The sequence below is a fragment of the Kitasatospora fiedleri genome (assembly GCF_948472415.1).
GTDB classification, from domain to species: Bacteria; Actinomycetota; Actinomycetes; order Streptomycetales; family Streptomycetaceae; genus Kitasatospora; species Kitasatospora fiedleri.
In genome coordinates, this window is record NZ_OX419521.1 from 27,311 (window position 1) to 47,829 (window position 20,519).

The window sequence follows — 20,519 nt, forward strand, 5'->3', positions numbered from 1 at the left end:
CGGCCCTACGACACGATCGACCAGCGCCTGAACCAACTTTGTGCCCCGCGCCAGGCCCACCCCGGCCCGACCGGCGATCAGGAGCGACCGTCAACGGAGAGGTGAACCTCAACAGACTGCTCGCCGTGCGTCTGCAGCCCGGAGGCGACAGCCGCGTTGCCGCCGGGCCGCGATCGGGCGGAAGTCCGGTGTTCCGCCCCGGTGAGAGCTCTGGGTTAGACAAGATGGCGGCAATGACGATGGTGATCGTGGTGGTGCACGCGAAGCTGGGCTACGAGGACGAGCACCTTGAGGAGTTCGTGCGCCAGTACGCGGCGGCGGGCTGGCACTGGCTGCCGGGCGATCACCCCGTGGTCTCGCGAGCCGCGGCCGCCGCCCGCGGCGCCGGGGCCTGAGCGGCTCTCGGTCTGAGGTCGGGCGGGGCTGGACACGGCAGACGAGGGCGGCTGCCCGGCATCAGCACGGTCGGCGTCGGCGAGGCCCCACGGCGCGGTGAAGGTGAGCAGCGGGATGCCGTCGATCGCGCCCGGACACACCAGGGTCTCGTAGCGGCCGGGCCCGAGCTGCTGCCGGCCGGTGGCCAGGGCGTGGGTGAGGTCGAGGTCCGCTCCGGGCACCCGGTGCATTTCCTGGGCGGCGATAATGCCGTTCCACCGTCCAGGCCGTGGCGGGCCTGAGTCATGGATTCCCTGGTGATGGTGCGGTGCCTGTTGCTGGGCTCGGCAGGAGTGGGGTGGTGGCCTCGATGTGGTGGGTTGGGGCTGTTGCGGGTTGTGCTGCGTAGACGAAATGTTTCCCGTTGCCATCGTGGTGTCGCGGCGGGTGCTCGGAGTACGGCCCTTCGGCAAGTGATACGTGTACGAGGAATGCTTGTGGTGTAAGGGGATGGAGTACCAGTCGGGTGTTGCGGGTGCTGGCCAGGGCGGGTGGTCGGCAGGCTTCTGGGCATGGACATGTGAGGTAGATCACTTACTCGCGGGTAGGCGTGGAGCGCCCTCGATCGGCGAGGGGCGCACCCCCCCCTGACCAGCAATGTTTCTCTGAGTGATCATGTAGCTACCCAGTGTTCGAATATTGCGGTGGGATTCGTACGATCACCTCTAGGTGATCCCGTTCCGGTGCGCATCAGTGTGCGAAGGCCGAACTCGCTTAGCTGGAGTCACAAGCACAAGGCCTCCCTGGCCCTGTTAGTGAAGCGAGGCAAGTTGAACGCCACTTGTGACGGTCGGGTCCGGCAGCGCCGCCGGGCCCCGGCGGTCGGCGCCGTGTTCCCGTCCACCGGATCTTCCGGACGGATGGGGCGCCACCCTGCCGACCCTGGTGCGGCGGGTTCCCGTTCGACGGGAGCGCGTCCGTGAGCGGCGATCTCTTCTCCACCGGAACCGGCCCCGGCGCCTGGAGCGACCGGGACGCGCCGCCCTGGCAGGCCGTCTGCCACGGCATGGCGATGCCCCTCGAGTTCGAGGTCTTCTACCTGACGCACAGCAACGGCTACCTGCACTTCGCCGACACCGAGTTCGGCGATACGGGGACGGCGCTGCAGGTGGTCGACGACGTCTTCCTCTACTTCCTCGTCACCTGGAGCGAGATGAGCGCCGAGGTCAACTTCGCTGAGGCCGCCTGGGAAGTGCTGCGTGCGGCTGTGGTCTACGAGAAACGGCGCCGGGACCGGGGCATCCACGACGCCCCCTCCTTCTTCTGGAAGATGACGTTCGGCCATGCGATGGTCAGCAGCCGCGAGGACTTCAGCCGCGAGCCCGACGAACTGCGCCAGGCGATAGCCCAGCTTCCGCCCCGCCAGTTCGACGTGATCGTGCTGAAGCATTTCATGGGGCGCAGCCGCGGCGACATCGCCTACCTCCTGGGGATCAAGCCGGTGACTGTCGACCACCACCACCGCCGGGCCCAAGCCCAGTTGCGAGTTCTGCTCGGCAAGCAGCCCTTGCCGGCCCCCGCCGGTCCAACCGGCGAGATCGAGGAGACAGTGTGAACGAGGACGAGGGGATGTTCGACCCGGTTGATGTCGTAGACGAGGAGATGGACGAACTCCTGGCCTCAGCGGCGGCCAGGAGCCGGTACGGCCCTCCGCTCGCGGACCAAGGGGAAGGCCTCCGCAGGCTCGCGGCGCAGTACGAGGCGTTCCAGATCGGGCTGTTCGAGAAGCCGGGCTGGTGGCAGGCGCAGGCTTCCGCCGGTCCGAAGCTGGAGTCGCTCGCCCGGTGGGTGATCGACCAGCCCGGTGCCATCGGGACGATGGCGGCTCTGTGCAAGGTGGACGTCCTCAACACCACCGACCGCGAAGGCGCCCTCGTGTTCGGCTCGATGCTGTACCTGACCGGGCATCCCGTCAGCGCGAGGTTCTGGTGGCAGTACGCGGCGGGCGCGGACCATCGCATCGCGGCGTACTGCTTGTACCTGGGTGAGCTGCATCACGGCAGGTTCGGCGCGGCGCAGGCCTGGTACGGCCAGGCCACCTCGGGCAAGAGTGCGCCGGGGGAGGAGATCTCCCGGTCGCTGCCCTGTCTCGACTCCTACCAGGATCTGCTGGAACTGGTCGACGACAACCGGCCGGCGCCCTCCGCGCCCGCCGGGCACGACATCGATCTCCACTTCGCGGTCGAGCGCTTGGACTTCGGGGTGGAGGACGGCATCGCCCACCGGCCCGATCAGCGCCTGGTCGACACCCTTGCGACTTTCACCGGCCGAGGCTGAACGCCGAGCCGGTGGCGCGTCCGATGCGGCACCGACGCACGCATCGGACCGCGCAGGCAGGCCCTCTCTGCCGTCGGCACGGTCTGCGTGCACATGCTGTAACAGGAGGAACCGGAACTGATCGCGTCCGGTTCCCGTCCGGCCGGGGATGGCCATCTGCTTGATCCCGTCATTCAGGCTTCATTACAGGCAAGTTGATGATTAGTCAAAATGACACCCTGTCAGTTTTAAGGCCTAAACGTGACGCTCATCACATGCATGAGGAGAATCCGCAGCTCAGAACGCTGCGCACATGACTGGTGACCCTGGGTCGAAAAATTGACTGGCCCGGATCCGGTGAATTCGCCTCCGTCGCAGCGGTTCTCCTCATGAGCCCCAAGGGGCCCACTTCATACAGCACATGAACACCAACCATCAGCAAGGGAAACAATGACGCACCACCAGACCCACGGGACCGCCGGTCCTGCCCGCAGGCCCGACAGCGAAGAACCGGCCCGGACGCAAGTCGCCTCCGACCTCTCGGCGCCCGCGCTTCCGATCCGACACGCCAGGTCGGTCACCGCTCTGGTCGCGGTCCTCGCGAAGCTGGAGCGGGCGTCATGGTGATCCAGTCTTCCGAGCCCTCCGGTACCAGTACCGGTGCCAGCCCGATGCCGTTCGATTTCGAGGTGTTCGTCCGGGCGAACAGCCGAACCTGGCTGCGCTACGCCAGGACCCGCCTCCAGAACCTCTCCGACGCCGAGGACGCCGTCCAGGAGACGGCGGTGCGCCTGTTCACCCATTGGAAGTTCATGCTGGCGCTGCCGGAGCCACAGGCGATGCAGGCCTTCGCCCTGAGGGTGCTGAAGGGCAAGGTGAGCGAGGCGCAGCGGGCCCGGGCACGGGACGGTGCGAAGGTCGGCAGGCTGGTGCAGCTGCGCAAGGGGGTGTCGGACCAGGACCCGGTCGTCTGTGGGGACCACATGCTCGACCGGGAGGGCGTGGCCCTGCGGCTGGCGATGGAGGCCCTCGGCCGAACAGATCCGTTGCTGGCCGAGGCGGTGAGGCTGCGGATGCTCAGGCTGACCTATCGCGAGATCGGGGAGGCGCTGGGAATCGCCTCGACCACCGCGAAGACGTGGGTGTCGGAGGGCTGGCGGTGGCTCGATCAGGCGCTCAACAAGGATGAGGAAGGCACTTCATGAGCATCGAGGAGCACGCGAGCGATGTCGCCGAACGGATCGAGCGGGAACTCGACGAACACTACGACGAGGACGACTTCATCCGCAGGCTCGCGGAGCGGATCCAGGCGGGGCGGCGGCGACCGTCCTCCCCCCGCGCCGGCGGGGTCCGGCCCGGGAGGCCCGAAGTCGCCGCCGGGGCGGCCCCGGTTGCTGCCTCCCCGGCGACCCGTGCCACGGCGGGCCGGCCGACCCCTCAGCTGATGCCCGCGGCGTGCCGTGCGGATCTGAGGGTCCAGCTCGGCCAGTTGTGCGACGGGATCATCGGCAGCGTTCATCCCGCCCGTCCCCAGGCCGCCGACAGGGTCGACGATGTCAGGGCAGTTCTGACAGGCTGCATCCTCTACAGCAGGGGCAGCGAGGCCCTGGCCGAGTGGTGGTGGCAGCGGGCCGCTGACGCGGGCAGCAGCCTCGCGCCGCATCTGCTGTCGGTGCTGTTCGCCGCGACGTGTCGGGAGGATGAGGCCGGGCACTGGCGCATCCACGCGGAGGCGGTGGGCCTGACTGTCCCGTCCTCCGCCGGGTGGGAGGACCTCAGCACCGAGGTGCTCCTGTCCGACGAGGTGTCCGAGGCTGCGGTGCACGCCGTCGTCGAGCAGTGGCCCGCCTGCTCGCCGGTCTCCGGGCCGGACTGGATTGAGCACTGCTCCTCCGTGGACCCCAGTCAGCCCCCGCCGAGGCCCGTGAATGGCCGCAGTGTCCGGCGCCGCACACTGCCGGCATCGGCGTCGCCGCTGAGGCCGTCGGACCACAGCGGTACAGGGTGGCCGTGGATCTGACCGTACGGACAACGGGGCCACGGGGCGGCCCCTCCGCAGGAGCTGGCGCAGCTGAGCTGCGGACCGTACCAGCCACCCCTTCGGCGCAGGCAGTCGAAGGACGCTAGGGGCAGCAGCAAACCGGTGTCACTACCCGAAACCAGCGGGTCCCCGGGTCGCCACCTGAGGGCAGATGGCGATGCCCTATTCCAGGAATCGTGAGACAGGGGTTCCGTGCTGTGGCGGGCGTAGAGGGGTGATGTGGGATCGGGCGAGCAGCTACCAGGGTGTTCCGTGGGAGACGGAGCCCCCAATGTTCTGGCACCTGCGTGCTGACGGTGGGCGTGACACCCGTCCGGAGTTGGCCCCGATGAACGACTCGCCTTTCCTTAAGAAGGAAGCACATCCCCTGACCTGCGGTGACGCCTTCTGCAACGTCTGGTTTTCCAGCCGCTACGGCCAGAAAACCAGACGTTAGGAGCGGGGCCGGTCCGGGTACAGGGTCCGACACGCCAGCATGGGGAAGCGTTCTTCGAAGCTGCTCCTGTAGCTTCATGTCGATAACGTCTGGTTATTCGGATCTAACGTCTGAAAAACCAGCCCTTGATGGAAGAAGAGGACACCGGTCGTTCGACCGGCTGCCGAGCGACTACGACTTGCGCGACGAGGAGCAGCAATGGCCCGCAAGGGCAACATCGCCTTGGTGAACCTGGAGACGGGCGCGGTACTGCCGCCGCCGAAGCCCCGGACGCCGCACAGCATGGACGGGTCCTACACGCTCAACGCCTACACCGACGATGCCCCGCTCTATGGCTTGGCACTGTCCGGGGCGGAGTGGGCGACGATCGACTGGGTCCGCTCCAACGGCGGCGCTGGCGCTGCGGTCAAAGTGACCCCGGCGGCTGTCGCGGAGGACATCCACGCCACCGAGACCACCGCCAAGACGGCGCTCGCCCGCTTGGTGAAGCTGCACATCCTGCTGAAAACCAGCCCGCGCAGCCAGACTTACCAACTCAATCCCCGTCGGTTCTGGGAGGGCAGCGGTGAAGCCCAGGTCCAGGCCTGCCGCCGCCTCGACCCGCCGGCTATCTCCCCCGATGCCAAGGCCGTTGCCGTGGCGCGGAAGGCAGCCGCGAAACTTGCCGAGAAGGCAGAGGCCGATCAGGAACCTACCGGCCCGCGCCGCACCCGTAAGGCCACCACGATCGGAGCCGACCGATGAGCGCCGCCACATACACCCATCATGGCGGATTCGACCCGGACGACCTCAGCATGCCGCCCATCTACACCCTCAACCTCTCCGCCGGCCAGCGAAGCGTTCTGGAGTGGCTGACCACCCGAGGGGCGGTTTTCGACACGATTACCGTCGATGTGGAGGAGATCGCCCAGGACTGCGGCACCTCCGTCTCCACCGTCTACGACTCCCTCGCCCGCCTCGAGGGCCTCCAGTTGGTGGACAACCCCGACCCCACCCGTTATCGCGTCAACCCCCGCTACTTCTTCTCCGCCAACCCAGAGATCCGCCGTCTGGTCGGCGAAGCCCTCGGAGCCCCACAGATCACCCCTGACGCCCGCGCGGCTGGTCCCCGAAAACTCGGCAACACCGCTGCCCGACGCCGACGGACTATCAAGGCCGTTCCTGATCAAGAACAGCCGTAGTCCGGAACCACAACTGCGGAAACTCCATCCCAAGGGCTGGTTCTTCGGACCTAAGGTCCGAAGAACCAGCCCTTGGCTGTACCAGCAGGGCACCTTTCTAGTACGACGATCCGCCTCAACGAAGCAGGCTGAAACCCTGATGCCCCGGGCGAATCGCCGCACTACGGCGTGAAACTTGGTGCAGCCCGGGCTGCTGGCCCCATATGCCGTCGCCCACCTCGGCGGCGCCCTGGCCGCCCTCGCCGACCAGATCGACCCGCCTGCATCGCCGCCGCGAGCTGATCTCCTGGCCGGTGCCGCTGCCCACAGCCGAGCACGGCGCGGCCGTCGACCTGTCGGGCGCCGGTGACGCGGTCGCCGAGCTGTGGTGCGACGACAACTCCCTTTCACTGTCCGGCGGTTCGGGGAGATGGCCGTCACCCGCACCCCGATCCCGACGCGGGGACGCCCTTAAGCAGGGGCGCCGGGCGGTGCGGCGTCCAGTTCTCCGCGCTGATGGGCGTTGCGTGCCGGACACCGGTTCCGGCTCGCGCGTGGCCACCTGTAGGTGGCCTACGGCGTCCGGAAGGGTCCGGCCGCGGTTCTCACTACTTCTCTTAATGGTGTCCGCGTAGTGCGGCCCCCGTCCGGCTGGTGCACAGACCCCCCTTCGAATCCGCCGCGCGATCCGCGCTGTCCCGATTCACCCGGAAGAGATGCCAAAACATTAGATCCAGTATTAGAAACTGCACTACGATGAGGTGTAGGAGGTGCGACATGCCCGAGGGGATGGACCCGATCGACGCGCTGCTGGCGGAGGTCGACGAGGAGGAGCTCCCGCCGCCGGGGGAGCGCAAGCGGCTGCGCCGGGCGGCGCGGCTGACCCGGGCTCGGGTCGCGGAGCAGGTGGGGGTGCGCGAGGAGACGGTCTGGACGTGGGAGACCGGGCGGTCCGAGCCGCGGCCGCCGCAGCGGGGCCTGTACGCCCGGCTGCTGCGCGGCCTGGGCGAGCGGTTCCCCGCGCCCGCCGGCGCGGCCCGTCCGGCCGCGCTGCAGCTGCCGGTGCCGGTGCCGGAGACGTTCGCCGCCGCGCCGGGCACGCCGCCCGCCCCGGCTGCGCCTGCCGCCGCGGACGTCCGGGCCGTGCCGGTCGACCGGCCCGCCGCCGTGCCGGCCGTGCCGGTCGCCGCGCCGGTCGAGCCGGTGGCACCGGTGGCGCAGGTGGTGCTGCTGGACCAGAACCCGGACGGGTCGCTGCTGATGGCCGCGCCCTTGCCGTGCGTGCAGTGCGGGCAGCCGTCGGTCTACCGCGTCCAGGGGCACCCGATGCACCTGGGCGGGCTGTGCCGCCCGCCCGCCGCCGCCCCGGCCGCCACCCCGGCCGCCACCGTTGCCCCGGCCGCGCCGCAGGCGACGCCGACGTCGGCACCGGCTCCGGCCGTGCGGGTCGAGCCGGTCCGTCCGGCCCACCAGCGCTCGGCCGCCCCGGCGCCGCGGACCGCGCGGCCAGCCGCCGCGGTGCGGTCGGCCGGCTCGACCAGGCCGAGGAAGGCCACTGCGGCGAAGAAGCCGTCGGCGACGTCGTCGACGCCGGCGTCGTCCGCGGTGGCGGAGTGGCGGCAGGCCGCCCAGGCCCGGTTCCCGGGCGGGCCGCTGGCCGTCCTGGACGTCGCCGCCGACGGCAAGACGCTGACCGCGTACCTCGCCGACGGCACCCTCGCCCCGACCGCCCCGACGACCCGGACCCTGGTGGGCCTGGTGGAGTGGGCGTTGGAGGCCGGCCTCGGCGGCGCGAGGTTGCACCGGTTCGGCAAGGACAGCGACCCGGTGCTGGTGCTCACCGACCGGGTGCTCGCCGCCGTCGGCCTGCCCGCCGCAGGCGAGGACGAGAAGCGCGACTTCGTGCCGCGCCTGGGCCGGCTGCCCAAGACGCACAAGGTGGTGAAGCAGGTCGAGAAGGGGGGCTGGCAGCTCACCCAGCGTGGGCTGGGACGCTGGGCCCGCGTCTACCGCCAGCCCGAGGGCGGGCGCCGGGTGTGCGTGCAGCTGTGCGTCCCCGGCTGGGGCGCGCTGTCCGCGAAGGACCACTGGGCCGTGCCGGAGCAGGTGCTCGCCGACCCGGCCGCCCTGGCGGTGCTGCTGGGCACCTACGCGACCCGCGTGATCACCCCGTGCGGCGGCGCCCCGGTCTCCGGGCTGGAGCTGATGACCGCGCTGCGCCCGCGCACCCGCTGGGTGATGAACCCGGACGGCACGAAGGGCAGCGCCCTGGTGGAGGGCTCCCTGCACCACGCGGTCGACGCCGCGCCGTGCGAGGTGCCGGACATGCACCCGCGCGCCAAGGAGCGCCAGGGTGAGGGGCCCGAGCACGTGATGGCCGAGGAGTCCTGGGACTGGCACCGCCCGATCGACCTGGTCGACGAGAGCGAGCGAATCCTGGCCTGGGCCGTCGGCCTCGACACGAACACCGCCTTCCTCGCCGCCTCGGCGAGGTTGGTGGTCGGGCTCTCGGAGCCGGTGCACGAGCTGAACCCGGTCTTCGACCCGAAGATCCCCGGCGCGTGGAAGTGCGACTTCTCCGCCCTCGAGCTGGACCCGCGGCTGCCCAACCCGTTCACCCCGACGGGCGAGCGCCCGGTCGGGCCGGGCTGGTACGCCACCCCGACCGTCGCCTACGCCGTCGAACTCGGCCTCCAGGTGCGCCCGCTGGAGGGCTGGCTGCGCCACGAGGCGGGCCCGTACCTCGACCCCTGGTACGAGCACCTGCGCTCCGCCTACATGACCACCATGGAGAACCTGGGCGTGCCCGCCGACCTGGCGGTGCGCGACCTCGGCGCCCACCTGGAGGCGATGGCCCGGCTCAAGGAGGGCGACCCGGCCGAGCTGGCGGTGCTGCACGCCATCAAGGCCAGCGCCAAGAGCGGCATCGGCAAGCTCAGGGAGAAGCCCAGGGGCCTCGGCTACAAGTTCGGCGAGCGCTGGCCGGCGCTGGACCGGCCGACCTGGCGGCCGGACATCCGGGCGGCGGTGATCTCCGCCAGCCGCGTCAACATGCACCGCAAGCTGCGCAAACTCGCGGAGGCCACCGGCCGCTACCCGCTCGCCGTCGCCACCGACTGCGTGGTCTACGCGGCCGCCGGCCCCTCGCCGCTGGACGTCCTGCCCTACGACGCCGACGGCAAGCCCACCGCGATCCTCGGCGCGAACGGCAAGCCGATCACCGGCCTGCCCCGCCTCGGCGTGTCCCCCGGCCACGTCAAGCACGAGGGGAGCAGGCCGCTGGCGGAGGTCCTGGAGCAGATCACCGACGGCTACAACCCGGGCCGCCTCATCAAGGGCGGCCCGGCCGCCGACGACCAGTAGCACCCGCCCGGCCGGCCGGGTCGAGAGCACCTGCGGCCCGGCCCGGCCTGCCCGCCACCATCACAGCGGCCCGCCGGACGGCGGCCGGACCAAGGAGGGACCCCATGGAGCACGACCCCCGCGCCGAACAGCTCGCCACCGCCTACTGGAGCCGCACCCGCCCGGTCGCCTGGAACCGGTTGAAGTCCGAGGTGCAGGCCGAACTGGTCGAGCAGGCCGGCATCTGGCTGCACGCGGCCCTCGCCGCGGGCCTCCTCGCGCCGGCCACCGCGCCGAGCGAGGACCACACCGCGCTGTGGCTGGACGACCAGGGCGGTGTGTGGAACGGCGTCCCGACCAGCGACGGCGACGACGACCTGGTGCTGCCGCTGGTCCACGCCCGCGACGAGGCCACCTCGCGCCGCGACCTCGCCGACCACGGCCACCGCCTGACCTTGATCGGCTGGACCCGCTGACCCCCGCTCGCCCGGCACCGGCCGCCGGGCGGGCCCCGCCCACCACCACGACACCAGCACAGGCCGCCGCAGGCGGCCGGGAAGGAACCGGCGTGAGCCGCCGTATCGACGAGGGCCTGGAGCGCGCCGAGCGCACCCGCCCCCTTCCGCAGTCCACCGCCGCCCAGGTGCGCTTCCTCCTCAAGGGCGCCAAGTCCACCAAGGCCCTGGCCGCCGAACTCGGCGTCTCCCAGCGCACCGTGCAGCGCTGGCTCAAGGGCCAGGGCAACCCCAAGCCCGCCGCCGCCAAGGCCATCGAGACCAAGGTCCGCACGAAGTGGCAGCCCAAGGTCAAGGAGCGCGTCCGCAAGGCCGCCGAGGCCAACGGGTTCACGCTGCACTTGTCGGCGACGTTCGGCTACACCGCGGCCGGGGCAGCACCGACGACCCCCGCCCGCGCATGATCAGCCAGAAACTGCCCGGCGACGTCGCCCGCCGCCTCTACGCCGCCCGCGACGCCGGAGCCAGCCAGGCTCAGCAGGAGGAGATCCTCGCCGACGCCCTGTCCGAGCACTACTTCCGCAACAGGGACTCCCGCGCCCGCGGCCTCGACGCCGAGGTCAACTCGGTCGAGTGGATGGACATCGAGGTCTAGGCGGCGCCCGCGGCGGCCCCGGGCCCCGCCCGACTGTCCACCGACACCGCCCGGCCCGAGAGCGAGACTGCTGTCGCCGACACCGCCCGCGACGGCCGCCCCGACCCCTACGCCACCACCGGCTGCGCCCGCGCCGACCGCATCGCCCTCGAGCTCATCGAGTCCGCCGCCGGCACCACCTGACGACCCGACAGAACCCACCGGAAGGAACTTGACGTACGTGGACGACGACACCCCCGAGCCCGGCGAGCTGCGCCTGCCCCTGGCGCTCTACCGCGACAACGCCACCGGCGAGATGGTCATCCCCGCCGCCGAGGTCAGCGGCCTGCTGCGCACCTCCGCCCGGCAGTGGCTGACCTGGGAGCGCGAGGACCAGGCCGAGCTCGACCCGCAGACCGTCGCGCTCCTCGGCGGCGCCCTGGCCGACCTCGCCGACCAGATCGACGTCGCCTGCATCGCCGCCGCGAGCTGACCGGCCGGACGCCTCCTCCCGCTCGAGCCGGTCGGCGTCAACCGGCTGCTGCGCGCCCTCACCCCTCCCCCGATCACCTCGCCGGAGCCCCGACGGGGCTCCGTGTCGCCGATAAAGCCCCGATGGGCCGCCCGATGCGGGCGGCCCATCGCTTTATCCGAAGACAGAATCGGAATTCACCGGCGCGGAAAGAGCCGACACGGAAAAATATCACCGAATTCACAGAGCACCTGGAAAGGAAAGCGCGATGACGTCCACCACCCCGGCCGACACCACCCCGGCCGACACCACCCCGACCGCGACCGCGACCGCCACCGTCTTCCCGCCCACTCCGGGGCCGGCCTACTTGTGGTTCGGGGAGGTGCCCGAGCACCTGCTTACCAAGACCCAGCTGGCCTCCCTGGAGTTGCCGCGCCGTCCCGGCGGGCCGGTGCGCGCCACCGTGGAGGGCCGCACCCCCGGCGGGACGGACACGTTCGACCTCTACGACCTGGGTGAGTCGGTGCCCACCGCCGCGACCGGCGCGCAGCTGGCCGCGGCCGCCGCGCGCTCCGCCACCGCCCGGCTCTGCGAGGAGTGCGGGGCCCGGCCCGAGGCGCCGCCCGCTGCCCGGACCGACCCGAAGAACGGCCCCGGTCGGCTGCTGTGCCGCTCCTGCCTGGCCATCGACAAGATCCGCCACACCCAGCAGCTCCTGCGCGCCGAGTCGGCGGCCGCCGCCAAGGAGCTCGCCGACCTGGTCGCCGAGAGGGGTGAGCACCTGGTGGTCCTCGACGCCGCCTACACCCTGCGCTCCACCCCCTCCGGCAGGCAGGTTCCGGCCGCCGCCGCGCTCACCGCCCTCGACCTGTTCGGCACCGTGCTGTTCCGCCGCGTGCTGCGCCTGACCGGCCCGCGCACCCCCTGCCCCGATCCGGACGCCGTCCCGGCCGCCGCCACTCTCGACGGGCTCTCCGGCATCCTCGCCGGCCGCACTGTGCTGATGTGGGACCTGGACGACCTCGATGCGCTGCACGCCGCGCTGCGCCGTGCCGGCATCGACGTGCCCGCGTTCCTGCCCCGCCGCCGACGGAGCCTGCACGAGCTGGTCACCCGCTGGCGCGCCGACGTCACCACCAACGCCCGGCTGCGCCCGGCCATCGCGCCCGGCACCGCGGACCGCCTCCTGCACCTGGTCCACCTCGTCGCCGGCACCACCGGCGCCCGCCGACCCGGCGAGGCCGCCCTGCCCGGCCTGTGAGCACCCGCCGCTTCACCGCCCGCCCCGCGCCGTGCGCGATCTGACGCACCGCCACCACCGAGAGGACCTCCGTGACCTACCACTCCGACGGCAGCAGCGCCCGCTTCACCGTCCTGCGGGACCTGGTGACCGGCGGCATCATGATCCCGGCCGACTCCGCCACCGCGCTGCTGCGCGAGACCGCCGGGCGTTGGGTGGCCGACATCGCCGACCCGCACCAGCCGCCCCGCGACCCGGCCTTCTACGCCAGCGCCCTGCTCGCCCTGGCCGACCAGATCGACGCCGAGTGCATCGGCGTCGAACTGCGCCCGCTGGCCGACGAGTAGCCGCCCCCGCACGCCCGCACCGACCAGGCCCGCCACCACGAGGTGGCGGGCCTTCGCCATGCCCGCGACCTGAAGGAGGACGTCCGTGCCCACCGTCACCTACACCCGAGCCGCCGCCCGTGCCCTGCAGCGCCTGGACGGCCACCGCGCTGACCGCGTCCTGCGCCGCCAGGTCCACGGCGCCCTCGAACGCCTCGCCGCCGACCCCCGCCACCCCGGGCTGCGCACCCACCGCCACCATGCCCTGCCCGGCCACCTCGGAGAGTTCGTCTACGGCTCCCGCGTCGGCGCCGGCTGCGGCTGGCGCATCCACTGGAGCTGGACCCCCTCCGGCTCCATTGAGGTCGTGCGCATCGGCCCGCACCTGTGACCCTTCGCCGACTGCTTTTCCGGCACCTTGTGCGGCATCTCCTCGGGCCCGTTCACGGGGAGATGCCGAACAGTTGGCGGTGTGACGCTCGTCACGCTCTCTGGTGTGGGTCTTCGGTGCCCTGTGATGATGTTGTTGCAGGTAGTGACGGTTTCCTAGTCCTGGGGGTTCACCCAGAAGAGTGGATGGCGACCGGAGTTCGATTACCCGAACGGGTGATGCGCGGATGGGGCGTCACATGCTGTGCGGCCAGCGGCCTTTCACGGATGGAGTACGGTTTTCCCAGCCCCAAGGGGCACCCGGTGCTCACCGACTGCGAGCCGGACCGTCCGGCCGTATCGAGCACAAGGGCGTGCCCCGTGGAGTACGAGGAAAACCAAGATCAATCCCTCCGGGGACGGCTGCGCCGATGGCTCGGCCGTGCCGTGGCCCTCACCGGCCGGTGGCTGCGGCGCAACGCCGCGGTGATCGGCGCGCTGGGCACCGTGGCGGGAGCGATCGCCGGGATCGTCGGTATCGGCCGCTGAGCTGACGACCCCGGGCGGACAGCAGCCGGCTGCCCGTGAAGCCCGACCCGCGTTCGCGGGGCAGTCCGTCAGGGGGCCACCGGCAACCGGCCAGCGCCACCCCGGACTGGAGCAGCGGTAGCACGAGAGAACCCCCGGCCAAAAACGGTGGCCGGGGGTTCTTCGCGTCCCCGGGCGTCGGACGGGCCGCTCGGGTCGCCGGGCTGGAGACCACAGCGGGCACCGTCGTCAAGCCCGGGTGATGGGAATGACCCCGATCTGACGACGTGCAAATTTGCACGCCTGGCCACCGTACCCGCATCGGAGTGCTGGTGAACGCCGGGTTGTACAACCCGTTGAACACCGAGTTGTACGCGGAGTTGAACTTCGGGTCCCGCTGTGTGCCGGACGCTGCGGCGGTCAGCCGGTGATGCCGGCGGCGTGCCAGGCAGCGGTGATCTGGGCGAGGGCGGTGCGGGCGGCAGGGGTGTCGGTCTGCTTGGTGAGGTGGGCGGTGGCGAGCATCCGGGCGGCGGGCAGGTCGAGATCGAGGACGGCCAGGACCCGGTCGAGGTCGGCGAGGGCCCGGGCCGGGGTGAGTCCGGGGAACAGGATCCCGTCGTCGAGCAGCAGCTCCAGGTTCCCCAGGAGGTCCCCGGCATCGTCGGCCCTGCCGACGGCGCGGTGCAGCGCGTCGCGCGCCTCGTGCAGTGCGGCGATCCGGAAGGCCGGCAGGACGAGCAGCCGCACCGCGGTGTCGGGCGGGTCTTCGGCGTCGACGGTCTCCACGACCGCGTCCAGGGCGTCTGCGGCGGTGTCGAAGGTGAGCGCCGGCGCGGCGAACGCGGCGCGGGGGCGCCGGTAGGCGGCGGCCGCGGCGGACCGCAGGACCTCCCGCAGGGGCGGGACGGTATCGGCCCAGGCCGGGTCGGCAGGCAGCGCGAGGGGCAGGTCGGCGTGGAAGGAGGAAGTCACGGCCGGGAGCATGCCCGTCCGGGTGCCCTCGTGCACTACCGGCGCCTGGGCCTGCCGCCAGCTGTTTTCGGTGGAGCAGTCCAGGGTCCGCGTGCCGCTGCCGGCGGCGATCGCGCGTCCGCCGGCCTCCGGATGGGCGAAGGCGCCGCCGAGGCGCTGTGCGTTGGAGGGCCCCGGTATCGGGGCAAAGCCGGACAGCCCTCGCCAGGACATGGTCTGTATCGAGACAGTTGGCACACGCATTCGGTCATGCGTTTCATTCGTGGGCGATGGGAGTCATCGGGACCGGTAGACAAGGGGGCGCGGCGGCCGAGGCGGCCGCCGCAGGGAGGGGATACCAGATGTTCCGCAAGTTCGGCACCATCGTGGCGGTGGGAGCCTTGGCGCTGGCCGCCGCCGCCACGACCCCGGCCGTCGCGGCACCGAAGAGCGCCGCGACAACCCAGCCGCCCGCGTCCGCGCCGGTCGAGGTCGCGCTGGAGTTCAAGGGCTACGACAAGGCCGTCGCGCAGGCCCACGGCTACACGATCAAGACCAGCCCCCAGGGCTTCGAGTACTCCGTCATCGACAACGCCACGCCCGCCCAGGACCAGGCCGCCCAGGCCAAGGCCGCGATCCGCTGGGGCAAGGCGGCGCCGACCGGCACTGCCCCTGGACTCGTCCACCCCAACGGCTACGGCGACGTCTTCTCGCCGACCTGCGGCACCGCCTGGATCTCGGGCACCGCGGTGGGCAACCTCACCGTCGACATCTCCACCGGCTTCACCCTCCTCCCGGGCGACGAGGCGATCTTCTACTTCTGGAAGGTCTACCTGGCCGACCCGGGCGGCACCAGCCACCTGCAGTGGGGCCCCACCAGTCTGGCCGATCGCAACAAGTGGTCCGGCCACAAGACTGTCGGTGGACTCACCGTCGGCAATGCCAGCGCCACGGTCAGCACCGAGAGCTACGCCGTCCTCATCGACGGTTCCTCCTGCAACGCCGGCCCCGCCCAAGCCACCTACGGCATCAACTGACCCAAACCGCCCACCGGGTGGGTGGCGCCCCTGGCACAATCGCCAGGGGCGCCACCCACCCCGCCCCGGACCTCCAGGAGGCGCGATGTACCGCAGCCCCACCCCGCCCGCCGGCGTCCCCCGGGCGCTGAGCGCCGACGAACTGCTCCACGCCTTCGGCGAGCCGGTCGCCCACCTCGCCGACCCACCCGCGCACTGGCGCGTCAACCACGACTGCCAGCGCTTCGACGACCACCTCACCGACATCGAGGTGCAGTACATCCACGGCACCGAGCACCAGGTCGTCGTCCGCACCACCCGCCCCGCCCCCCGGGGCGGCATACTCGCCCCCGACATCCTGCTCGCCGGCTTCTTCCGCACCTACCTCGCCAACTACAGCGACACCCCGGACCCCGAAGCCCTCACCGCTACCGTCCCGGGCCCGGAGACCGTGCTGCACCTCGACGGCGCCGAGATCACCGCAGCGACCCTCACCGCCCCCGGCCACCACGCCTTCGCCGCCCGCAACGGAGAGCGCGCCATCCTCGTCGCTGCCTCCACCCGCCACGCCGTCACCGCCCACCACCTGCGTCTCGTCACCCGCTGATCCCGGCCCGAAGAGCCGACTGCGCGGCGAACGCCCGGCGTTGCGTTGCGGCAACGAAACGCTGGGCCCGCCCTGAGAGCGGGCGGAGGCGGCTGGTTCCGTGGCGGCAACGAAACGCCGGGCGTTCGACGCCGGAGACCGGACAGCCGGCTGACGGGAGGCGCTGCCAGTGGGGTGCAACGAAACGTCTAGGGTGGTCGGGTGACCATGGATCAGCCCGACCGGCAGCCCGCTCTCCTTGACCTGGATGTCGCCGTGCCCGCGCCAGCGCTGTGTCCGGGGTGCGGTCTGCCGCTGCCGCCGCGCGCGGCGACCGGGCGGCCGATCTTGCACCACGACTCCACCTGCCGCAGCCGGGCCCGGCGCCGCCGCCTGCGTGAAGAAGCACAGGCCAAGGCCGCCGATCGGCTGTTGCACCGCACCGTGTTCGAAGGGCTGGCCTCCTTGGTTGCCGCGCACGCGGGGGACCTGGCCGACATCCTGCACTTCTCCGGCCGGCCGGGGACGTTCTTCGATCCGGCCCGGGTGGAAGTCGCCCACCAGGGGCTGCGAGAGGCGGTCGCCGACCTGCTGGAGCACGCCGACCAGCAGGTGGCGGCAGTGTGCAACGAAACCCCGGGCAGGCCCTTCGGCAGGCTGCCTGACGCCGCCGAATCGGACCCGGCCCCCGCCGACTCGGACGGCGCGCATATCCGTGGCGGCAACGAAACCCAGGCCGGGTCAGCCCCTTCCGCACCCGCTCCCGAGCCGCAGGCGTTCCGTGGCGGCAACGAAACCCCCGCCCCAGTCGCCCCGGCCGCCACCGTGCTGGATCGCGCTGCCGTACCGAAGCCGGCTTCGCGGACCGACACCGAGGCCGCGCTGCTGCGCGCGGCGGCCGCCGACCCGCGCCTGCGCCACGGCGATCCGGACCGCGTCGACGACCTGGCGCTGACCCTCGCAGAGAACTGGTCGCTGGGCACCTGGAGCAAGACGGCAGCCGCAGGCTTGCAACTGCTGCTGCACCAAGACGAGGTGGCCGGCTGGACGGTGCTGCTCCCCCCGGGGCCGTGGGGGCGTGAGGGCGGGGGCGGGCACGCCGCCGTCCTGCACCGCCACGACCGGCCCAAGGAGGGCGAGTTCGTCATGGGCGACTTCGGCCGGCCCCGGGTGAGCGAGCACGCCCACGAGGCGCTGGAACACATCCGGTGGGGCCTGGCCCCCCGCCGCCGGGACGCCCACACCGCGCGCACCGCCGCCCCCGTCCCGGCGGATACCGGCCGGGCCGCGACGCGTTCGGGCGGGCGGCTGCGCGACCTGGTCGACCAGCGCCTCGCCCAGCAGGGCCTGTCGCACGCCGACCCGCAGCCGGTGGACGGCGACAAGGAGGAGATGCTTCCGGCGCCGAAGCACCCGCACTTCCGTGGTGTCCCCTCCATCACCGTGACGGTGCGGCAGCTGGGCCCGCACGCGAAGTGGGGCCACTGGTGGCGGCTGGAGGGCTGGCCCGAGCACCCCGACATCTGGCTGGTGACGGGTGAGGGCCACGAAGTCGGCTGGGTGGAGCGCAACGTCCCCGGCCTGCCGAAGGACAAGTGGGCGGCGGTCTACGAGTGGTGCTTCGTCGTCGACGCCGCTACCGGCCGCGTCCTGCTCTACGACACCCCCGAGGACGCCGCCTACACGGTCAACCAGGCGTACCTGCGGGGCCTCTGACCGGGGATCCGGCCGCACCGTACTGCCTGTGGGACTTGCAGGACCTAGGCCGGCTGTACGCCGTGCTGCGCCGCGCAGGCATCGACGCGCCCGCGTTCCTGCCCCGCCCCCGACGCCGTTCCGGCTGCCGCCGCCGCGCTGGACGAGCTGTCCGGCGCCCTCGCCGGCCGAACCGTCGCCCTCCCGGCCGCCCGGCCCGCCCCGGTTCGGCCTACAGCTGGTGGGGCGAGGCGCCCGAGCACCTGTCCACCCGCACCCAGCCCGCCGCCTTCAACCTCTCCCGCTGCCGCGGCGGGCCGGTGTGCGCCACCGTGGTGGGCAGCACCCCGGCCGGGCGGGACTACTTGCCGGTCAAGCCCCACCGCTACCGCCCCACGATCAAGGCGGACAAGCCGGAGGAGGGGAGCCCGGCAACACGACGTGAACCAAGTGGGCAACACCCACTTGCCTACTTTGGTATCCTGGGGTCATGCCTATTCCCCCTATGCGTCGCTTATTGGGGATGGGAGCACCCGGGAGAGGAACGTTGATATGACCACGATGTACCAGGAAGAGGAGTTCGAGACGGTCGCCGAGACCGAAGTCGACAGCCGTGGACGCGTGTCCCTCGGCCGGGCAGGCGCCAAGCCAGGTCGCCGCTACCGGGTCGAGAGCAACCCTGACGGAGTGCTCCTGCTGACCCCCGTCGTCTCCATCCCGGAGCGCGAGATGCAGGTGTGGACCGACCCGCTGCTCGCCGCGCGCATCCGCGCCGGCATCGAGCAGGCCGAAAACGGCAAGACCATCGACCTCGGCGACTTCTCGCAGTACCTCGAAGACGAGGAAACCGAGGACTAGCCCCACATGTACGACCTGCGCTTCGCCGACCAGGCGGCGAACACCCTCAGCCAGCTCCAGACCGGCCCCAGGGCCGACCCGGTGAAGCTGGGCAAGGTTCGCCGGGCGCTCGCCCGGCTCCAGACCAACCCCCGCCACCCCGGCCTGCGATCCCACCAGTACCAGGCATTTCCCGGCTACACCGACGACAAGGTCTGGGACTCCTACGTGGAGAACAACAACCCGTCCGCCTGGCGGATCTACTGGAAGTACGGACCCGACGAGCAGAACGACCAGGGACAGAACGTCCCGGTCATCACCGTGCTGGTGATCGGCCCCCACCCGTAGCCGACCTGTTCAGGCCCGAACACGTCGGCCCGAACTCCCAGAAGGCGCCCAGTGCCCATCCGGCCAGCCACCGTGCCGGATGGGCACCGGGCTCGTTGGGCCGTCCGTGACAACAACGCAGAACGACACTGCTGCGGGCATCGACCCGCGCACCCTGGCCCCCGGGGACTTCACCGCCTCCGACCGTGCCCGCCTCGAGCTGGCGGTCGCGGTGAAGGGCCTCGCCCACGACCTGGGGACACGGCGGCGATGCTGGCCGAGGACCTGGCGGTGGCCGGCGACTATGCCCGCCGCGCGAGGACCCTGGAGAACACCCTCTCCACCCTCATCGACGCTGCCATCGTGGCCGAGCGGGCCCGTGGCACCAGCTGGGAGCAGATCGGCAAGCCGTTCTTCCTCGACGCCGCGGGGGCGGAGAAGCGGTGGAGCGATGCGGTCGAGCGCTGGAACTCCGAGACCAGGGCCACCAACATCTACATCCGCGAACCCCAGCAGCACGTGCCCGGGTCGACCGGTTCCTGATGGAAGGCCCCCGGAACTTCACCGGGGACCGGCGCCGCCCGCTGACCCCCGTGCTGGACGCCGCGGCGGCGCTCACCGGACGCGACGTGGCGGCGGCGGACCGGGCCTTCGCCGGCACCGACGCCTGCGAGCACTGCCACCGCTGACCGCCACCGCCCGCACGGCCAGGGCCAGGTTCCGTGCGGCGCGGCGGCGGTCCCCTTGCGCCTCGGGGCGCAATCCGGCCGCCGATGCGCCGCCCGAACAGCCGGGCATTGCGCCCCGGGGCGGAACCCTGCCTGGCCGGGGCTACGATCCAGGCGTGATTAACGCCTCGGGACGCAATGGCGCGGCTGCTTCGGCCGGGACGCTGTTCGACATCGGCCAGGTGTCGGCCGCTGCGGCGGTGTGCGTGCGGGAGGGCTGCGACAAGCCGGTGCCCGTCGCCGAGTCGGGCCGCGGCCGACCCGGAAAGTACTGCTCCAAGGCGTGCAAGTCGAAGGCGGAACGCGCTCGCGCCAAGAGCCCGGGCTCGGCCGGTCCGGCCCGGGCTGCCGACGGGGTACGGCCGACTACGGCGTCGGGCGGGCCGCAGGCGGCGCTCGCGGACTGCGCCGCCCTGGCGCCCGGGTGGTGGAGGAGTTCCTGGCCGCCGTCGACGCCGACCCGGTCGCCGCCCACGCCCGTTTCCTCGAACAGCAGGCGCTGCTGCGGCGCCCGGGCGGAGGCGGCCGCCACGGCGGTGCGTGACGCGGCCCGCCGACCTGGCCCGGACAGGGCCGAGCGGGAACCGCACCGTGGGGAGGCGGAGTTGGAGACGGAAGCTGGGGCGGCCGCGCCCCGGGAGCCGGCCGGGGCACGGTCCGGCCGGGCGGGTGATCCGCCTCG

At 71.9% G+C, this 20,519-nt stretch carries 24 protein-coding genes and 1 pseudogene; 23 read left to right on the forward strand and 2 right to left on the reverse strand.

Annotation, left to right across the window (positions count from 1 at the left end; all coding sequences use genetic code 11):
* Nucleotides 1–233: 233 nt before the first annotated feature.
* Nucleotides 234–395, forward strand: coding sequence for a hypothetical protein (locus QMQ26_RS36945; RefSeq protein ID WP_282206870.1), 162 nt, complete (start codon nucleotides 234–236; stop codon nucleotides 393–395).
* 74 nt (nucleotides 396–469) lie between these two features.
* Here the strand turns inward: QMQ26_RS36945 and QMQ26_RS36950 are convergent.
* Nucleotides 470–641: pseudogene (locus QMQ26_RS36950) on the reverse strand (histone deacetylase); the annotation flags it as partial.
* 713 nt (nucleotides 642–1,354) lie between these two features.
* Here QMQ26_RS36950 and QMQ26_RS36955 point away from each other — a divergent pair.
* The 15 genes from QMQ26_RS36955 (at nucleotide 1,355) to QMQ26_RS37025 (ending at nucleotide 13,715) form a co-directional block, all read left to right on the forward strand.
* Nucleotides 1,355–1,990, forward strand: coding sequence for a sigma-70 family RNA polymerase sigma factor (locus QMQ26_RS36955; RefSeq protein ID WP_282206811.1), 636 nt, complete (start codon nucleotides 1,355–1,357; stop codon nucleotides 1,988–1,990).
* A complete protein-coding gene (locus QMQ26_RS36960; protein ID WP_282206812.1) occupies nucleotides 1,987–2,712 on the forward strand; it encodes a hypothetical protein in 726 nt (241 codons plus the stop codon). Before QMQ26_RS36955 ends, QMQ26_RS36960 begins: the two co-directional genes overlap by 4 nt.
* A 599-nt stretch (nucleotides 2,713–3,311) precedes the next feature.
* Nucleotides 3,312–3,896 (forward strand): RNA polymerase sigma factor, encoded by a 585-nt coding sequence (locus tag QMQ26_RS36965; protein ID WP_282206813.1) that lies wholly within the window; start codon nucleotides 3,312–3,314, stop codon nucleotides 3,894–3,896.
* Nucleotides 3,893–4,711: a hypothetical protein gene (locus tag QMQ26_RS36970; RefSeq protein WP_282206814.1), complete on the forward strand. Its 819-nt coding sequence runs from the start codon at nucleotides 3,893–3,895 to the stop codon at nucleotides 4,709–4,711. The genes QMQ26_RS36965 and QMQ26_RS36970 overlap by 4 nt, the downstream gene beginning before the upstream one ends.
* A gap of 655 nt (nucleotides 4,712–5,366) precedes the next feature.
* Nucleotides 5,367–5,912, forward strand: coding sequence for a MarR family transcriptional regulator (locus QMQ26_RS36975; protein WP_282206815.1), 546 nt, complete (start codon nucleotides 5,367–5,369; stop codon nucleotides 5,910–5,912).
* Nucleotides 5,909–6,349, forward strand: coding sequence for a helix-turn-helix domain-containing protein (locus tag QMQ26_RS36980; RefSeq protein WP_282206816.1), 441 nt, complete (start codon nucleotides 5,909–5,911; stop codon nucleotides 6,347–6,349). Before QMQ26_RS36975 ends, QMQ26_RS36980 begins: the two co-directional genes overlap by 4 nt.
* Before the next feature lie 756 nt (nucleotides 6,350–7,105).
* Nucleotides 7,106–9,691, forward strand: coding sequence for a telomere-associated protein Tap (tap, locus tag QMQ26_RS36985; RefSeq protein ID WP_282206817.1), 2,586 nt, complete (start codon nucleotides 7,106–7,108; stop codon nucleotides 9,689–9,691).
* Nucleotides 9,692–9,795: 104 nt separating this feature from the next.
* On the forward strand, nucleotides 9,796–10,146 hold the full coding sequence (locus tag QMQ26_RS36990; protein WP_282206818.1) for a hypothetical protein: 351 nt from the start codon (nucleotides 9,796–9,798) through the stop codon (nucleotides 10,144–10,146).
* 92 nt (nucleotides 10,147–10,238) lie between these two features.
* Nucleotides 10,239–10,589: a telomere-protecting terminal protein Tpg gene (gene tpg / locus QMQ26_RS36995; RefSeq protein ID WP_282206819.1), complete on the forward strand. Its 351-nt coding sequence runs from the start codon at nucleotides 10,239–10,241 to the stop codon at nucleotides 10,587–10,589.
* On the forward strand, nucleotides 10,586–10,780 hold the full coding sequence (locus QMQ26_RS37000; RefSeq protein WP_282206820.1) for a terminal protein Tpg-like protein: 195 nt from the start codon (nucleotides 10,586–10,588) through the stop codon (nucleotides 10,778–10,780). The genes tpg and QMQ26_RS37000 overlap by 4 nt, the downstream gene beginning before the upstream one ends.
* A 220-nt stretch (nucleotides 10,781–11,000) precedes the next feature.
* The gene (locus QMQ26_RS37005) at nucleotides 11,001–11,252 is read left to right on the forward strand and encodes a DUF6213 family protein (RefSeq protein ID WP_282206821.1); all 252 of its coding nucleotides are present in this window, start codon (nucleotides 11,001–11,003) and stop codon (nucleotides 11,250–11,252) included.
* Between the two features lie 247 nt (nucleotides 11,253–11,499).
* Nucleotides 11,500–12,492, forward strand: a complete 993-nt coding sequence (locus QMQ26_RS37010) for a hypothetical protein (RefSeq protein ID WP_282206822.1) — start codon at nucleotides 11,500–11,502, stop codon at nucleotides 12,490–12,492.
* 71 nt (nucleotides 12,493–12,563) lie between these two features.
* The gene (locus tag QMQ26_RS37015; protein ID WP_282206823.1) at nucleotides 12,564–12,818 is read left to right on the forward strand and encodes a hypothetical protein; all 255 of its coding nucleotides are present in this window, start codon (nucleotides 12,564–12,566) and stop codon (nucleotides 12,816–12,818) included.
* A gap of 85 nt (nucleotides 12,819–12,903) precedes the next feature.
* Nucleotides 12,904–13,188: a hypothetical protein gene (locus QMQ26_RS37020; RefSeq protein WP_282206824.1), complete on the forward strand. Its 285-nt coding sequence runs from the start codon at nucleotides 12,904–12,906 to the stop codon at nucleotides 13,186–13,188.
* A gap of 359 nt (nucleotides 13,189–13,547) precedes the next feature.
* Complete coding sequence (locus tag QMQ26_RS37025; RefSeq protein WP_282206825.1) at nucleotides 13,548–13,715, forward strand: hypothetical protein; 168 nt, start codon at nucleotides 13,548–13,550, stop codon at nucleotides 13,713–13,715.
* A 399-nt stretch (nucleotides 13,716–14,114) separates the two neighbouring features.
* On the opposite strand, the gene QMQ26_RS37030 is transcribed toward QMQ26_RS37025, so the two are convergent.
* Complete coding sequence (locus QMQ26_RS37030) at nucleotides 14,115–14,669, reverse strand: hypothetical protein (protein WP_282206826.1); 555 nt, start codon at nucleotides 14,667–14,669, stop codon at nucleotides 14,115–14,117.
* A gap of 341 nt (nucleotides 14,670–15,010) precedes the next feature.
* On the opposite strand from QMQ26_RS37030, the gene QMQ26_RS37035 reads away from it, so the two are divergent.
* The 7 genes from QMQ26_RS37035 (at nucleotide 15,011) to QMQ26_RS37065 (ending at nucleotide 19,798) form a co-directional block, all read left to right on the forward strand.
* Nucleotides 15,011–15,685 carry a hypothetical protein gene (locus QMQ26_RS37035; RefSeq protein WP_282206827.1) on the forward strand — a complete coding sequence of 225 codons (675 nt, stop codon included), beginning with the start codon at nucleotides 15,011–15,013 and terminating at the stop codon, nucleotides 15,683–15,685.
* 85 nt (nucleotides 15,686–15,770) lie between these two features.
* On the forward strand, nucleotides 15,771–16,271 hold the full coding sequence (locus tag QMQ26_RS37040) for a hypothetical protein (RefSeq protein ID WP_282206828.1): 501 nt from the start codon (nucleotides 15,771–15,773) through the stop codon (nucleotides 16,269–16,271).
* Between the two features lie 327 nt (nucleotides 16,272–16,598).
* Nucleotides 16,599–17,966 carry a hypothetical protein gene (locus QMQ26_RS37045; RefSeq protein ID WP_282206829.1) on the forward strand — a complete coding sequence of 456 codons (1,368 nt, stop codon included), beginning with the start codon at nucleotides 16,599–16,601 and terminating at the stop codon, nucleotides 17,964–17,966.
* Nucleotides 17,967–18,497: 531 nt separating this feature from the next.
* The gene (locus QMQ26_RS37050) at nucleotides 18,498–18,803 is read left to right on the forward strand and encodes a hypothetical protein (protein ID WP_282206830.1); all 306 of its coding nucleotides are present in this window, start codon (nucleotides 18,498–18,500) and stop codon (nucleotides 18,801–18,803) included.
* A 6-nt stretch (nucleotides 18,804–18,809) separates the two neighbouring features.
* Nucleotides 18,810–19,130, forward strand: coding sequence for a hypothetical protein (locus tag QMQ26_RS37055; protein WP_282206831.1), 321 nt, complete (start codon nucleotides 18,810–18,812; stop codon nucleotides 19,128–19,130).
* 249 nt (nucleotides 19,131–19,379) lie between these two features.
* Nucleotides 19,380–19,652 (forward strand): hypothetical protein, encoded by a 273-nt coding sequence (locus QMQ26_RS37060; RefSeq protein WP_282206832.1) that lies wholly within the window; start codon nucleotides 19,380–19,382, stop codon nucleotides 19,650–19,652.
* Nucleotides 19,652–19,798: a hypothetical protein gene (locus QMQ26_RS37065; RefSeq protein ID WP_282206833.1), complete on the forward strand. Its 147-nt coding sequence runs from the start codon at nucleotides 19,652–19,654 to the stop codon at nucleotides 19,796–19,798. Before QMQ26_RS37060 ends, QMQ26_RS37065 begins: the two co-directional genes overlap by 1 nt.
* The last annotated feature ends 721 nt before the right edge of the window (nucleotides 19,799–20,519 follow it).